Below are 15947 nucleotides of genomic sequence, written 5' to 3'. Positions count from 1 at the left end.
TGTTCATTTGCCTATGGACGCAACGAAAGAGGCGCCGCCCCTCCAAGAGGAGGGACGACGCCTTGCGGAGGAGGAATCAGCCCTTCTTGCGTTTGCTGACCAGATCGTAGGCCACAGCCGCGATCACGACCAGGCCCTTGATGGTCTTGACCCAGGCTGCGTCAACGCCCATGATGGACAGGCCCTGGTTCAGCACGCCCATGATCAGAGCGCCGACCATGGCGCCCGGGATGGTGCCGATGCCGCCGGTGACCGCAGTGCCGCCGATGAAGCAGGCCGCGATGGCGTCCATCTCAAACTCCATACCGGTCTGCGCGGTTGCGGATGCCAGTCGGGACAGGGTGATGACGGCTGCGATGGAGGTCAGGAAGCCCATGTTCAGGAAGATCTTGAAATCGGTCGCCTTGGTGTCGATGCCGGAAAGGATGGCCGCCTTGCGGTTGCCGCCGACGGCGTAGACGTTACGGCCGTAGACGGTGCGGTTCAGTGCGAACCAGTACACGCCGATGAGCACGCCGATGATGAGCATCACGATCGGGATGCCGCCTTGGGTGGCGTTGCCGGAGCAGGCCAGCAGGTAGGTCACGTAGGCGATTGCCGCGACGGCGATGACCAGCTTGAGAACCACGAAGCTCATCGGCTGGACCGGAAGGCCGTTCTTGATGGCATTGTTGCGCTTGTGCAACTGCATCCAGATGACGAGCACGATGGCGACGACTCCCACGATGATTGCGTTGCTGGAGAAGTCTCCCCAGAATCCGAGGACGTTCGGCAGGTAATCCTTGGAGATGGCGCGGAAGGTCGGATCGGAGACCGGAATGGATTCGCCGGCGACGACGGTGGCGAGGCCACGGAAGATCAGCATGCCGCCCAAGGTGGTGACGAAGCCCGGAACGCCGACGTAGGCGACCCAGAAGCCGTGCCATGCGCCGATGGCCAGACCGATGACGATCATCAGCACGATGGCGAGGAACCAGTTCAGACCCCAATTCTTCATGGCCAGTGCGCCGACGCCGCCGATGAAGGCGACCACCGAGCCGACGGACAGATCGATGTGGGTGGCGATGATGACCATCAGCATACCTATCGCGGCGATGAGCACGTAGGCGTTCTGCTGGAACAGCGCGACCACGTTGTTCGGATTGAGCAGGCGGCCGCCGGTGAGGATCTGGAATACGATGATCACCACAACCAGCGCGAAGAAGATGCCGTAGGAGCGAGCGTTACCGAGCAGCAGCTCCTTGAGGGACTGGGTTTCTACCTTGTCGTCGCCCTTCTTGACGGCGGCGGAATTTGCAGCTGACATTTGAATGCGTTTCCTTTCACGGTTCAAGTCACGGTTCAAGCCCGTCATTGGACTTGAGGATTTCAGGCTTTCAGGCGTATACCTTGCTCGGATCGATCGGAACCTCGGCGGTCATGTAGCGCATCAGCTCCTCCTGATTGGTGCTCTTGGCATCCACATTGGCGGTGATCGTACCGTTGCACATCGTGTAGATGCGGTCGCAGATGCCGAGCAGTTCCGGCAGTTCCGAACTGACCACGATCACGGCCGAACCCGCGTCGGCAAGCTGGTCGATGATCTCGTAGATGTCGTATTTCGCGCCGACGTCGATGCCTCGCGTCGGTTCGTCGAGAATCAGCACCTTGGGATTGGTGGCCACCCACTTCGCAAGCACGACCTTCTGCTGGTTGCCTCCGGAGAGGTTACCCGAGGGCATTTCGATGGTCGGCGCCTTGGTGCGGAATTCGGTGCGGTACTTTTCGGCGACCTTCTTCTCCTGGGTCTCATCGATCACCCCGAACCTGCTCAGTGCCTTGAGGCTGGCCAGCGAAGTGTTGCCGCGGATGGTATCCATAAGGTTCAGGCCGTAGACCTTGCGGTCCTCGGTGGCGTACGCCACACCGTTGTCGATGGCGCTGCGCACGGACGGGAAGTGCACTTCCTTGCCTTCCAGATACAGTGTGCCGGTGGCGTGGGTTCCGTACTGGTGGCCGAACATGCTCATCATGGTTTCGGTGCGCCCGGCACCGACAAGGCCCGCGACGCCCACGATCTCGCCCTTGCGTACGTTCATGCACACGTCCTTGGACACGAGACGGTTCTCGTCGAGCGGATGGTGGCACCTCCAGTTCTCGATGCGGAACATCTCGGCGCCGATATGCGACTGGTGGTCCGGATAGCGGTTGGTTAGCGGACGGCCGACCATGTCGCGGATCAACGCATCCTGGTCGAGTGGATGTTCGGCGTCGATGTCGATATGGCTGATGGTCTGGCCATCTCGAATGACCTGCACCGCATCGGCGGAGGCCGCGATCTCATTGAGCTTGTGCGAGATGATGATGGCGGTGATGCCGTGTTCCTTGCGCAACTGATCGATCAGGTCGAGCAGTTTGAAGGAATCCTCATCATTCAGGGCCGCGGTCGGCTCGTCGAGAATGAGCAGCCGCACATCCTTGGTCAAGGCCTTGGCGATTTCGACGAGCTGTTGCTTGCCGACGCCGATGTTGGCGATCAGGGTGTCCGGGTTTTCGTTGAGTCCCACCAGATTCATCACGCGCAGGGCTTCCTTGCGCTGGGCGTCGGTGTCGATGGCGATGCCCTTCTTGATCTGATTGCCCAGGAAGATGTTCTCTTGGATCGACATATACGGCACCAGGGCAAGTTCCTGATGGATAATCACGATACCCTTGCTTTCGGAATCGCGAATGGTCTTGAATTTGCAGGTCTCGCCGTCGTAGACGATATCGCCTTCATAGGTGCCGTACGGATACACGCCCGACAGCACGTTCATCAACGTCGATTTGCCGGCGCCGTTTTCGCCGCAGATGGAGAATATCTGGCCACGTTTCACGGTGATATTCACATCCTTGAGCGCAGTGACCGGGCCGAAACGCTTGACGATATGATTCATCTGCAGAATCACGTCATTATTGGTAGCCACAGCAACCTCCTCCGTTGCGTCATTGCTTCACGATTGCTTACTGACTTTCGGGGAACACGAGAGCGCCGCTCCGGCGCGGTGCAGGCGCGGCGCTCGCCTTGTTCCGTAAGGATCCGCTACTCGAGTCCCGCATCCTTGGCGGAGATGTAACCGCCGTCCACGAGAACCTCCTTCAGGTTGGTCTTGTCGACGGAGACCGGGGTCAGCAGCTGGGTCGGCACATCCTTGGTGCCGTTGTTGAAGGTGTCCTTGGCTTCCGGCTCCTTGCCGTCGACCAGGTCCTTGATCATCTGCGCGGTGGCCTTGGCCAGCTCGCGGGTGTCCTTGTACACGGTTTCGGACTGCTTGCCCTTGACGATGGCCTGAACGTTGGCCTTCTCGGCGTCCTGACCGGTGATGACCGGGTAGTAGTCCCAGCCTGCGCCCTCGACGGCGTTCACGGTACCGAGGGCCTCGGCGTCGTTCTGGGCGAGGACCGCGTCAAGCTTGGTGCCGTCGTTGTAGAAGGAGTTGATGCGGTTCTCCATTTCGTTCTGGGCCTTCTGACGATCCCAGTTGTCGATGCCGATGGACTGCCATTCGGTCTCGTCGGCAGGAACCTTGCCGGACTTGGCCTGCAGCACGCCGGACTTGTAGTACTTGCCGAGCACGGACCATGCGCCCTTGAAGTAGTAACCCGCGTTGTTGTCGGTCGGGGAACCGGCCATGAGCTCGACGTTGAACGGCCCCTTCTTGCCGTCCTTGAGGCCGAGGGCCTTTTCGATGTATTCGCCCTGCATCTTGCCGACTTCCTCAAGCGAGAAGGTGGCGTAGTAGTCGACGGCGTCGGTATTCATGATCAGGCGATCGTAGGCGATGATCTTCGCGCCGTTGGACTGGGCCTGCTCGCAGGCCGCGCCGGTGGAGGTGCCATCGATGGATGCGACGACCACGTAATCCATGCCGTTGTTGGCCATGTTCTGAATCTGGGAGGTCTGCAGATCGGTCTTGCCATCCGCATACTGCAGGGTGACCTTGTAGCCGTAGCCTTCAAGCTGCTTCTTCAGGTTGGAACCGTCGATCTTCCAACGCTCGAGCATCTGCTCCGGCATGGAAATGCCGATGTTCACATCGGAAGCGTCTTTGGATGAGCTGGAGCCGGAGTTGCTGCTGCGGGAACTTCCACAGGCAGTCAGAGGGATGAGCATTGCGGTTGCGGCAACGGCAGCGATGGCCTTGGTCCACTTGTTCATGAGATTCCTTTCACCGATGAAACTGAATCTTGCGATTTCTCTTCCTTGAGAACCACATGTTCTTTCATGTGGTCTAGTAACAATTCTAGCACTTAGTTCATTGATTAAACATATTGTTTCGCCATTTCCATCGGAAACGGCGAAATTCCGGCATAATTTAGTGCACTCATCTAACTTACTAAGCGGCGATTCAGTAACAGCTATCTCATTGCAAAAGTAGCGATATCAATCTTCTGTTTCATACCTTTCAAATATTTATCAGTGCGCAAACTTTACGAATATCGCAACACGCCGACATGGAGCGGATATGACAACATACCGCCCTTGCACCCCTCTTGACCATGAAGCCTCCGCCCCACTCCTACGTCAGATGATGCCTTCGACCTCACGGAAGGCGGGATCATGATCGGGAATCTCACGGATCACGCGGGCCGGATTACCCACGGCTATGGAATTTTCGGGAATGTCATGCGTCACCACGGAACCGGCGCCGATGATGGAGTTCGAGCCGATGGTCACGCCCGGCGTCACGGTCACGTTTGCGCCGAACCACACGTTGCTGCCGATGGTGACTGGCGAGGCGCACTCCCAACCGGCCAGGCGGGTGGCGGCATCCTTGGCGTGGTTTGGGGTGGCGATGGTGCAGCGCGGACCAATCAGGCAGTTCTCGCCAATGGTCACATAGCCACCGCCGCAAATCATGAAATCCTTGTTGATGAACGTGTCGCGGCCAATCCTGAGCCCGATGCCGTAATCGACCGTGAACGGCGGCGTGAATTCCACGCCTTCGCCCGCCTCCGGAATGAGTTCGTGGAACAGGCGGTATGCCTCACCCGGATCATCGAAGAAGATCCGATTGATCCTTGCACAGACACGCGCCGCCTCACCGGTGTATTTCGGCAAGGACTTCGACTTGCGGTACTGCGTCGGCCTGCCGCCGAACAGTCTGGACAGTTCCTCGTCAGAGTTGATCAGCGCTTCCGCATCCCGTGCCATATCCTCTCCCGTCTTCCATTTCCCGCGTATGTTGTGAGCGTTCACGCAACATATTATTTCGACCATCTAACAAATTGGCGAATCGGCGGCAGAGGTATCGATTCCCCGCCTGCCGCCTCAAAGAGCCACAGCTATTCGCAGTCAGGAAGTTCCTTGTAGTCGAAGTAGTCGAATTCGGCCGTCAAGCCGTAACCGGACAGGTCCACGCAGGCAAGGCCGACGAATGCTCCGGTGAAGAAGCCGCCATATCGCTGCACGACGTAATCATCAGAGAGGATCTTAGCGTCCAGTCGCACCGGAATCTCAGTGAAATGCTCGCCGTCGAAGGAGTATTCGTAGGAATAGTATTCCGTCCGTACCTTGGTGCGCAGCCATACGGCTTCGGCATCCCGAGGTACTTCGATGGCGTTGTCTTTGAGGAACGAGGTGTACTGGTTGAAGTCGTTCTGCGCCACTTCGATGACGCGCGTTCCGCGTCCCTCATCCCAGGTCACGAACGCCCATGACCAGCACAGGTCGTCGTAATAGTTCGTCAGTCCGGCCATCTGCATGTAGTTGTTCGGGTCGAAACGCACCTTCGTCTCGGCATCGAAGTCGAACGCCTGCCAGCGGCGGGCCACCATCGACTGTTCGAATGCATTGCACAGGGATCCCTGTCCTCGCAACGTCAGTTTGCCGCCGCCGACCCTGCCCATGGCTTCGGTGAACGGCACACGTACGGTGTTCCAGTTCACGCCAAGCATGTCGGATTCGAATTCGTCATGTTCGTCGCGACTTAGTGGAGCCGCGGTTTCAATGGCATCCTTTGGAGCGTCCACATACCGTTGACCTGCACGGCCTCCGACCACGCGAGGCCAGCCATCCTCATCCCACTCCACCTTTTGAATGGAGGTTTCGCGCCCAAGCGTGCACCAGCCGCGCACGCCATGCGACGGTTCGGTGGCATGACGCCACGGGCGACCACATAGGGACGCGTAATACCACTCCCCTGATGGCGTGTCCACGAGCGCACCATGTCCCTGCTTTTGCAGGTAGAAGTCAGGAGTGTCGTAGTTACCGATGAACGGACCGTCAGGCATGGCCTCGAAGGAATGGTCGTCGAGCGTACGCGAGCGGGCCACGGATTCCTGATGCTCATATTGGGTGCCGCCTTCGGCCGCAAACAGGTAATACCAACCGTCCTTCCTGTACAGGTGCGGGCCTTCCACCACCTTCACCGCGGTACCGTCCCAGATCGTTCGTGCCGTTTCCGGCTTGAGCCGCATGGCATCCACATCGAATTCGGTAAGCGTGATGCCGTTGAACGAATGATGATATTCGCGGAAATCCCAAGTCTGCTGCACAAGGTACTTGCGCCCGTCATCGTCGTGGAACAGGCTGGAATCGAAGCCGACGCCGTTGATGCGGATCGGATCGCTCCACGGCCCACGGATGTCGTCGGCGGTGACCAGGTAGTTGACGCAGTCCTTGAATGCGCCGTTGACCACCTTCACGTCGGTGTAGATGAGCCAGAATCTGCCATCCGCATAGCTCAGGTCGGGAGCCCAGATCCCACCGGATGATGGATTGCCCTTCATGTCAAGCTGACTGACGCGGCTCAACGGGCTGGGCAATGTGTTCCAATGCACCAGATCCTTGGATTCGTGCAGGCGCACGCCAGGAAACCATTCGAAGGTGGAATTGGCAATGTAGTAGGTGTCGCCGACTCGGATCATCGACGGATCGGCGTGGAAGCCGGTGAGTACGGGGTTGGAAATCTGCATAATGGTAGGGTTCCTTTCGCTCTCAGCCCTTGACCGCGCCGGCAAGGCCGCCGACGATTTTCTTCTGGAAGATCGTGAAGCAGATCAAGGCGGGAATCATGGAAAGCGACGTGAACGCCAGCACCTGAGCAGTGTCCACGGAATGTTGCGAACTGAACATCTGAACGCCCAACGGCAACGTATACTTGCTCGAATCATTGAGCAGGAACAACGGCAACATATACGCATTCCAACTACTGACGAACGTCAGAATGGCCACGGTAGCCACGCCGGGGCCACTTAGCGGCAGCACCATCCTAAAGAAGAATCCCAGTCGCGAGCAACCATCAAGTTCGGCGGCCTCCTCAAGTTCCAAGGGAATCGATTTCAAAAAAGGAACCATGATGATGATCGCCTGGGGAAGCCCGAAGGCAATCTGAGGCAGAACAATGCCGAGGTGGCTATTGATCAGGTGCAGATTGCGCAGCAAGAGGTACAACGGCGTGATGGCCACCGTGATCGGAAACATCATTCCCGCAGCAAACAGTGAATACAAGGCCTTATTGAGCCTGAAACGGTACCGTGCGATGACAAAGCTTACCATGAGCGCCAGGGCCACGACTCCCACCATGGTTCCCAAGGAGACGATGAGCGAGTTGACCAGTTCGCTCCAGAACGTGTTCGAAGCGAACACCGTCTTATAGTTTTCAAAATTCCACGGGTTCGGCATCCCTGCAGGGTCGCGCGTGATTTGCGAATTCGTTCGGAAACCGCCGATGATGATATACACTACCGGCGTCACGCAAATCAGAACCAATACAAGGGATAGAACGTACACAATGGGATGGCCCCAGGGAGTCTTTGACGATTTCCTCAACGCATACGGGTCGTGCGTATCGCCTCGAGCGTTCGGGCCGCTCGTTTGAGATACGGTAGTCATGCTCATGCCACCTCGCTTGTTACGATTGTTCCATGTGAACGTTTCCCGCGCTTGCCATCCGTCAAAGCGCCATCCAGGTCACGGTTCATGACAATATGCTGATATGTCAGCGCGATGACCAAGGAAATGACGAAAATCACCACAGCCACCGCGGAACCATATCCGTAGTTATTCGCCAAGCGCCCTTCTCGAACCATGTATGTCGCCATTGTGGAGGTGCCTGCGGTCGATGACACGTACTGTCCCCAGATGATGTACACCAGATCGAACAACTGCAAGGAGCCGATGATGGACATAAAGGCCCACATACGAATCGTCGGCCCCAGCAGAGGCAGCGTAATGCTCCATTGCTGCCGCCAGAATCCGGCACCATCGACTTTTGCCGCCTCATACAGGTCTTCAGGGATCGACTGCATGCCAGCAATCATGAGAATGACGGCGAAGCCGATATATTTCCACGAAATGATGAACATAAGGGTCCATATCGCTATCTTCGGATCGGCAATCCAATCAGCGCCGCTGATGCCGAATTTCGCCAATACCGCATTCACCGCGCCGGTCGGTTGCAGCATCAGGCTCCAACCCGTGCCAACGATGACTTCCGATACGACGTATGGCACGAAAATCAGGGTCCGAATCAGAGCACGGCCTTTAAATTTCTGGTTCAGCAGGAGAGCGAAAAGAATGGCCAGGGGGCCTTGGATCACCAAGGAAGCGACGACTACGAAAAGCGTATGGCCGAGTGCCTCCTGAAAGTTCGGATCCGTGAGAATGATCTTGTAATTCTCGAATCCGACGAATTGGCCGTTGACCTGCGGCTTCCCATATCCCTTCCATCGAAAGAAGCCGTAATATGCCGCCATAATCACAGGAAGAATCACAAAACCGAGGAACATCACTAGGGCAGGAATCGAAAGCACTCCAATCTCGAAATGCTTACGAGCCGTATCCGACAGACCATTCGGTCGAATCCCGCTTTGATCGCAACGCTTTGACATGGGTGGAATCTCCTCTTTGCGCCGTGGGGACCTGCCCGCTTCCGGCAAGCCCCCACATCCGGTCGATATCGTCAGCCTTTGGCAGCCGCTTTCTCAACACCCTTGACGATGTCTTCGGCGCTGCCTTTGCCGGCCATCATGTTGACCACACCCTCATTAAGGGCGTTGCCGATGTTCTGTCCGAACACCGTGTCCAGCCACATGGAGACCGAAGACGCATTGTCGTACACCGACAAAACCTGCTTCAATGCGTCACTGGTCACCGCATCCTGCGCCTCCTTAGAAGCTGGAATCGTAGCAAATGCCTTGGCGAACTTCTCCTGCCATTCCTTCTCCGAAATGAAATTCAGGAAATCGACAGCCTCTTCAGGTGCCCAAGCGCCTACGGTCATGCCATCGGAACCGCCCATAATCGCGCTGGGATCACCCTGTCCGCCTTCAACGGTGGGAAAAGCGAAATACCCAAGATCCGCCATATCCTTCTTGTCGGGAGTGAGGTCACGGACCACACCCGGTTCCCAACCTCCCATAAGCTCCATGGCAGCCATATGGTTGGCAAGAAGACCTGCGGATGAGCTTGCGCCCTGTTGCGCCGACGTGGTCAGAAAGCCATCATTGAATGCATCAAGATCAAGCAACTTCTGAACATCATCTCCCGTTCTGGTCCAGCAGGAATCACTGAAATCCTTGGTGGACTGCGCCTTTTCAAACGTATCGGCCGAGCACTCACGAAGGGCGAACCAGTACCACCAATGCGCGGCGGGCCAGGCGTCCTTGCCACCTACGGCAATCGGCGTAATGCCTGCATCCTTGAGTTTCTGCACTGCCGTCGCAAATTCGCTCCAAGTCGTCGGAACCTCGGTGATTCCGGCCTTGGCAAACAAATCCTTGGAATACCAGATTCCGCCGGGGAGCACGGATTGCGGAACACCATAGATTTTTCCATCGATGGTATCCGCGGCAAGTGCCGTCTTCATCTGGGTCTTAACGGTATCGGAAATCTTATCGGTCAGGTCCATCGCCTGGCCTGCCTCAACTACATCACGCAACTTTTGACCGCCGCGTGCAAGAAAGACGTCCGGCGCCGAATCAGGATCCTGCAAGGCCGTCTGGAGCTTGCCATCCATATCTTCATTCTGAATGGCTTCGATCTTGATATGAACGTTGGGATTCTTCTTCTCATAAGCGGCAGCGGCGTCTTCCCAGAACTTCTTGCCGTCACCGGTGGTGGAATTCTCCCACACCACAATTTCGGTCTTTCCTCCGGAGCTGGAATCAGTGGAGCCGCAGGCTCCCATGCCCAGTATGGTGGCCACGGCCAGTGCGGCCGCGGCAGCGGTTTTGAACTTCATTGTCTTCTCCTTGTTATGAATCGCCATCGATACTGACGGCATCGAAAGAACGAAAGCTTCGAAAGCGCATATCAACGATGGATTGGCGAACAGCTGATGAAACGTTCGCAACGCATATCAGCTTGGAAAGATGGAATCGGCCTTTGATTCATCTTGCCTCGAAATTTTCGTTTTAATTTCGTTGTATCACTAGGATAATTGAATAATATATTGCGAGTCAAATTAATATACTCACCAAACTAACTTCAAAAATCGTTGATATTTCAACGAATCCAATACATCCACATAATCCGAAAGTTTCGAAATCCGTAATTCGAAACTTTCGCTCTCCAAGCGTATAGAATGATGTCAGAAGGAGACCCACTCATGGTTCGTAAAGCAACAGAACATGGCAAACAGTCAATCAGACTGGCCGACATCGCCAAGGAAACCGGCTACTCCCTCGCCACGGTATCCAAGGCGCTCAACGGACGTGCGGACGTATCCGAAGCAACCAGACGAACCATCAACGCCGTCCTCAAAAAATACGGCTATTCACGCAAGGCGACAACCGGCAAAAAACAAAAACTCATCGAAATCGTCTTCCAGGACTTCGATAACGTCTGGGCCCTGGAAGTCATGCGCGGCGCCATTCGGGAAGCCAAACTGCATGACCTCAGCGTCATCACCACGGAGGGCGGCGACCGTCGGCATCCCGACTCGACCTGGATCGACAACATGTTGCGCAGGCAAATCGCCGGCGCCATCCTCGTTTTCTCCAACCTGACCCGCATCGAACGGAACAAACTGCATTCCCGCGGCATTCCCTTCGTTCTGTTCGACCCATTCGGAGACCCGGATCCGGCCACATTGTCCGTACAGGCGGACAATTGGACCGGTGGCGTGATCGCCACCCGACATCTGCTCGCCCTCGGACACCAACGTATCGGCATCATCACCGGCCCGGAGGAAATGATGTGCTCCAAAGCGCGTCTCGACGGATACACGTCCGCCCTTGCGGAACACGGCATCTCCGCCGACCCTGAACTCATCACCGAAGGCGACTTCACCACCCCGGGAGGTTACGCGCAGGCCATCTCGCTACTGGAAAACCCACACAGGCCGACCGCCATCTTCGCCGGCAGCGACCTGCAAGCGATGGGCGTGTACGAAGCTGCCAGACAGCTCGGACTACGCATTCCGGAGGATTTGTCGGTCGTCGGCTTCGACGACGTGCAGACGGCATCCTTCCTCGGTCCGGCATTGACCACCGTCAAACAGCCTCTGCAGGACATGGCTCGCGCCTCGGTACGCATGCTCGTCGAAGCGCTGACCACCGATGACGTACTGCAACCGCACGTCATCATGCCCACGTCGCTGGTGGTGCGTAATAGCACGCAGCAGTTGAACCAATAGTCAGGTCGGAACGGTCGAGCCGCGCCATCCCGCGCATATGCCTCGACCTAATCGGACAATCCCGCCATACAGCCAACAAAACCACCCGCCCATTCCGCACTCAGGAACCGCGCATCGAATTCGGCCAGAACCCGGCCATCATCCACCAACCGAATTGCGGATGCTGCAGCAAATCCGCATGACCGACGCATTGCACCGGTTCGGACATGCCCCAATGGCGATGCGTGAGTATCGGATTCTTCCTATCGACATGAAACGCGCGAATCGCATTGCCCAAGTAGCACCGTTCGCCTTCGCGCACCGACGGTATCCGCTCCCCCACTTCGACGGCCATACGTTCATACTTGGCGAACGCTTCAGCCAAACCATTCGGAGCATACATCCGCATGGCCATCTCACTGTGTTCGAAACCCGTACCGCCCTCAGCCGTCAGCAGATATACGTAATCACCGATACGGTACAAATGCGGCCCTTCGGCCCATACCGCCTCCATACCGTATCCACGCCAGATAATCGTCTTCCCTCGGCCAGCCGGAGCCCCATCTTCGAGTAATGACCAGGAATCCGCATCAATGCGTTGGGTCCAGATTTCGGTCTGTCCCTCCCACTGCGGATGAATGGCGGGTCTGGTCTGCGTCCAATACACATTGCCGTCCCGGTCCTCGAACACATCCGGATCAATGCCCTCCGCACCGGAAATCCAGAACGGGCCACGCCAAGGTCCCTCAATCGCGTCGGCTTCGATGATGAAATTACCTGCGGACCGTATCGCATCATCCAGTTCCGACCGTGCACACCCCGCCGCAATCGCCTTATCCATGTCGATGCGGGCCACCGTGGAGGCGATCACATATTTGCCCGCGATGCTGCGCAAGGTCGGAGCATAGACGCCACCCGAATCCTCAACGAACGGAATCAGCAGACGTCGGGCCATATCGGCATCGATGGCATCGGCCACATGGCTCCAATGCGAAAGGTCTTCGGACACATGGATCGGCAGACCGGGAACACATTCGAATGAGGAATTGACAAGTACGACCTGCCCACGAAGGTCATCCCAGATCCAACTTGGATCGGGATACATGCCACTGAGAATCGGATTGGTGATGGTTGTTGCTGCAATCGTCATGGCTCGCGCCTTTGCGGACGGATCTCGCGGTAAAGAATCGAACATCTCGAAGTGATGCGTACAACGGAAAATCGCCTGCGGGCTATGCTGCCCCGCAGGCGACCTTCTTGGAAGGAGTATCAGGAGAGAAAGATCGGAGGGAACCGGGGCACGATGCCCCGGTTCGCCTTACACGGCCCCGTTGCAGTCGGGCCGGACTGTGCGATTCAGTGATGAATCATGGGTTCGGACGAACCCGGACCTCAACTCAGGCCTCGGCCAGAGCCTCGACCATGTAGTTGTTGATCGTGGCCTTGACGGACTCAAGATGATCGGACTTGGTGGCCTCGATGAGCTTGGCCTGCGGGATGTCCAGAGCGTACTCTTCGAGGGAAGCCAGGGTCGCGGTGCCGTCTTCGATGGTCGCGCCGATTCCGGAGTCGTAGGAGCTGTAACGCTCGGCCTGCAGGTTCTCGATGAACTTGTCCTCGTGCATCTTGGCGGCAACCAGGAGGCCTGCGGCGAAGGAATCCATACCAGCGATGTGGGAGCGGAACAGATCCTCGGCGTAGAAGGAGGTACGGCGCGGCTTGGCGTCGAAGTTCAGGCCACCGTGAGGGCCGATCTGACCAGCGGCGAGGACTTCCCACATGACGGTGGAGGTCTCGTACAGGTCGGTCGGGAACTCATCCATGTCCCAGCCGATGAGCTTGTCGCCCTGGTTGGCGTCGAGGGAGCCGAGCACGCCGGCTTCACGGGCGGTACGGATTTCGTGCTGGTAGGTATGGCCGGCCAGGTTGGCGTGGTTGCCTTCCAGATTCAGCTTCATGAAGTCGATGTCGTAGGTCTTCAGGAAGGCGATGGCGGTGGATGCATCGAAGTCGTACTGGTGCATCGTCGGCTCCTTGGCCTTCGGTTCGATCAGGAACTGGGCATCCAGGCCGATCTCCTGAGCATACTCATGGCACATGTGGAAGAACTTGGCCATGTGCTCCTGCTCACGCTTCATCTGGGTGTTCCACAGGTTCTCATAGCCTTCGCGGCCGCCCCAGAACACATAGTTCTCGGCGCCCAGACGCTTGGCGATCTCGAGGGAGTGCTTCAGCTGGCCACCGGAATATGCGTAGATGTCGGCGAACGGAGAGGTGGAGGCGCCGGAGACGAAACGCGGGTTGGTGAACAGGGAGGAGGTGTTCCACAGCAGCTTGACGCCGGTGGACTTCATGTTCTCCTCGATCTTGTCGACGATCTTGTCGAGGTTGGCGTCGGTCTCGCGCAGGGTGTCGCCTTCCGGAGCGATGTCGCGATCATGGAAGCAGAAGTATTCGACGCCGAGCTTCTGGAAGAACTCGAAGGCGTAATCGACCTTGGCCAGGGACTGATCCATGGCATTGGAGTACTTGCCGTACCATGGACGCTGGGAGGTGCCAGTGCCGAACGGATCGACGAGCTCCTGATCGAAGGTGTGCCACCAAGCGACGCCGAAGCGCAGCCAATCCTTCATCTTCTTGCCGGCGACGACCTTATCGGCGTCGTAGTAGTGGAAAGCCAGACCTTCCTGCGGTCCCTTTTCGCGACCGACATACGGAATCTTATCGATATCCCACAGACCCATGGGGTGCTCCTTTGCTGTTGGTTTTTACTTTGGTAAAGCATTCTTCCCGGCGGACTTCCGCCCGTCTTGATGTACATAATAAATTCATCTACCTAAGTTTGTCAATTCGCTGAACTATTCGGCGTTTCCGTTGGAAAACAGCCGAATGCCCGCGCAATGCTAAAGTAGCCATGTTTGTTGCAGCATCACACATGCCGCGAAGATGCGCGAAGGAGTTGATACCATGTACGAAAACGTCGACACCACCTGCGTGCAGGGAGGCTACCAGCCAGGCAACGGCGAATCCCGCACGCCACCGATCATTCAGGCGACGACCTTCAAATACCAATCCAGCGAACAGATGAGCCGGCTGTTCGACCTATCCGAAGCCGGATACTTCTATACTCGCCTGCAGAATCCGACCAACGACACCATCGCCGCGAAAATCTGCGAGATGGAAGGCGGCGCCGCCGCGATGCTGACCTCATCCGGCCAAGCGGCGAACTTCTTCGCCTTGTTCAACATCTGCAACAACGGCGACCACATCGTAGCCTCCTCCGCAATCTACGGAGGAACCTTCAATCTCATCAACGTGACCATGCGCAAGATGGGCATCGAATGCACGTTCGTGAGTCCCGAATGCACCGAGGAGGAACTCGAGGAGGCGTTCCGGCCGAACACCAAGGCCGTGTTCGGCGAATCCATTTCCAATCCGGCGCTTATCGTATTGGATTTCGAGAAGTTTGCGAGCGCCGCGCACCGCCATGGCGTGCCGCTGATCGTCGACAACACCTTCCCGACGCCGATCAACTGCCGACCGTTCGAATACGGCGTGGACATCGTGACCCACGCCACCACCAAATACATGGACGGCCATGGCTCCTGCGTGGGTGGCGCGATCGTGGATTCCGGCGACTTCGATTGGATGGCGCATGCGGAGAAGTTCCCCGGCCTGACCACGCCGGACGAGTCCTACCATGGCGTGACCTACGCGAAGGAGTTCGGCAAGGCGGCTTACATCACCAAGGCCACCGCACAGCTCATGCGTGATTTCGGCTCCACGCCGGCCCCGATCAGCTCGTGGATCATGGGCATGCACATGGAATCGTTGGGCGTACGCATGGAACGCCATTGCGCGAACGCGCTGGCCGTGGCCCGGTGGCTGGATGCCGATTCGCGCATCAGCTGGGTGAGCTACCCGGGGCTCGAAGGTGACAAGTACCATGCGCTGGCCGAGAAGTACATGCCGAACGGCACTTGCGGTGTGATTTCCTTCGGCGTGCCGGGCGGACGCGAGAAGGTCTCCGCATTCCTCGACCACCTGAAGATGGTGTCGATCGCCACGCATGTGGCCGATGCGCGCAGCTGCACGCTGTATCCGGCGGGCACCACGCATCGTCAGCTTACCGACGAACAGCTTGAGGAAGCCGGCGTGGGCATCGATCTGGTGCGTCTGAGCTGTGGCATCGAAAACGCGGCCGACATCATCGCCGATCTCGATCAGGCCCTAGCCTCCATACAGTAGATGGATTCAAGGTAGCGCTATTTCGCTTATAGATGGCGGATACCAGACGACCGGCAAACATAAAACAGAGGAAAGATGCCCCCTAAGCCGGCTATGCCGGCTGGTATCCGCCATCTATAA

General features: G+C 57.4%; 11 protein-coding genes and 1 pseudogene. 2 read left to right on the top strand and 10 right to left on the bottom strand.

From position 1 onward, the window contains the following. Positions 1–76 precede the first annotated feature (76 nt). The 8 genes from mmsB to BBDE_RS02760 all read right to left on the bottom strand — a co-directional run bounded on the left by mmsB (position 77) and on the right by BBDE_RS02760 (position 10205). A complete protein-coding gene (gene mmsB, locus BBDE_RS02795) occupies positions 77–1306 on the bottom strand; it encodes a multiple monosaccharide ABC transporter permease (protein ID WP_003844893.1) in 1230 nt (409 codons plus the stop codon). 70 nt (positions 1307–1376) lie between these two features. Beyond that, the gene (locus BBDE_RS02790; protein ID WP_206689487.1) at positions 1377–2915 is read right to left on the bottom strand and encodes a sugar ABC transporter ATP-binding protein; all 1539 of its coding nucleotides are present in this window, start codon (positions 2913–2915) and stop codon (positions 1377–1379) included. Between the two features lie 146 nt (positions 2916–3061). After that, positions 3062–4177 carry a substrate-binding domain-containing protein gene (locus BBDE_RS02785; protein ID WP_012901919.1) on the bottom strand — a complete coding sequence of 372 codons (1116 nt, stop codon included), beginning with the start codon at positions 4175–4177 and terminating at the stop codon, positions 3062–3064. A 366-nt stretch (positions 4178–4543) separates the two neighbouring features. Next, the gene (locus BBDE_RS02780; protein WP_012901918.1) at positions 4544–5173 is read right to left on the bottom strand and encodes a sugar O-acetyltransferase; all 630 of its coding nucleotides are present in this window, start codon (positions 5171–5173) and stop codon (positions 4544–4546) included. A 131-nt stretch (positions 5174–5304) separates the two neighbouring features. Continuing rightward, the gene (locus BBDE_RS02775; RefSeq protein ID WP_003837144.1) at positions 5305–6936 is read right to left on the bottom strand and encodes a glycoside hydrolase family 43 protein; all 1632 of its coding nucleotides are present in this window, start codon (positions 6934–6936) and stop codon (positions 5305–5307) included. 22 nt (positions 6937–6958) lie between these two features. Next, entirely contained in the window at positions 6959–7861 is a 903-nt protein-coding gene (locus BBDE_RS02770; protein WP_003837146.1) for a carbohydrate ABC transporter permease, read from the bottom strand. Beyond that, positions 7858–8853, bottom strand: a complete 996-nt coding sequence (locus BBDE_RS02765; protein ID WP_033489584.1) for a carbohydrate ABC transporter permease — start codon at positions 8851–8853, stop codon at positions 7858–7860. Before BBDE_RS02765 ends, BBDE_RS02770 begins: the two co-directional genes overlap by 4 nt. A 71-nt stretch (positions 8854–8924) precedes the next feature. Beyond that, complete coding sequence (locus BBDE_RS02760) at positions 8925–10205, bottom strand: ABC transporter substrate-binding protein (RefSeq protein ID WP_012901915.1); 1281 nt, start codon at positions 10203–10205, stop codon at positions 8925–8927. 366 nt (positions 10206–10571) lie between these two features. Here BBDE_RS02760 and BBDE_RS02755 point away from each other — a divergent pair, with 366 nt between their 5' ends. Continuing rightward, positions 10572–11600: a LacI family DNA-binding transcriptional regulator gene (locus BBDE_RS02755; protein ID WP_012901914.1), complete on the top strand. Its 1029-nt coding sequence runs from the start codon at positions 10572–10574 to the stop codon at positions 11598–11600. Positions 11601–11739: 139 nt separating this feature from the next. Here BBDE_RS02755 and BBDE_RS02750 read toward each other — a convergent pair. Beyond that, positions 11740–12729, bottom strand: a pseudogene (locus BBDE_RS02750) (family 43 glycosylhydrolase); the annotation flags it as partial. A gap of 247 nt (positions 12730–12976) precedes the next feature. Then, the gene (xylA, locus tag BBDE_RS02745; protein ID WP_003837160.1) at positions 12977–14323 is read right to left on the bottom strand and encodes a xylose isomerase; all 1347 of its coding nucleotides are present in this window, start codon (positions 14321–14323) and stop codon (positions 12977–12979) included. Positions 14324–14546: 223 nt separating this feature from the next. Between xylA and BBDE_RS02740 the strand changes: the two genes are divergently transcribed. Further along, positions 14547–15827, top strand: a complete 1281-nt coding sequence (locus BBDE_RS02740) for an O-acetylhomoserine aminocarboxypropyltransferase/cysteine synthase family protein (protein WP_012901913.1) — start codon at positions 14547–14549, stop codon at positions 15825–15827. Positions 15828–15947: the final 120 nt, after the last annotated feature.

Source organism: Bifidobacterium dentium JCM 1195 = DSM 20436 (assembly GCF_001042595.1).
Lineage (GTDB): Bacteria > Actinomycetota > Actinomycetes > Actinomycetales > Bifidobacteriaceae > Bifidobacterium > Bifidobacterium dentium.
This window is presented reverse-complemented; position numbering and strand designations above follow the sequence as displayed.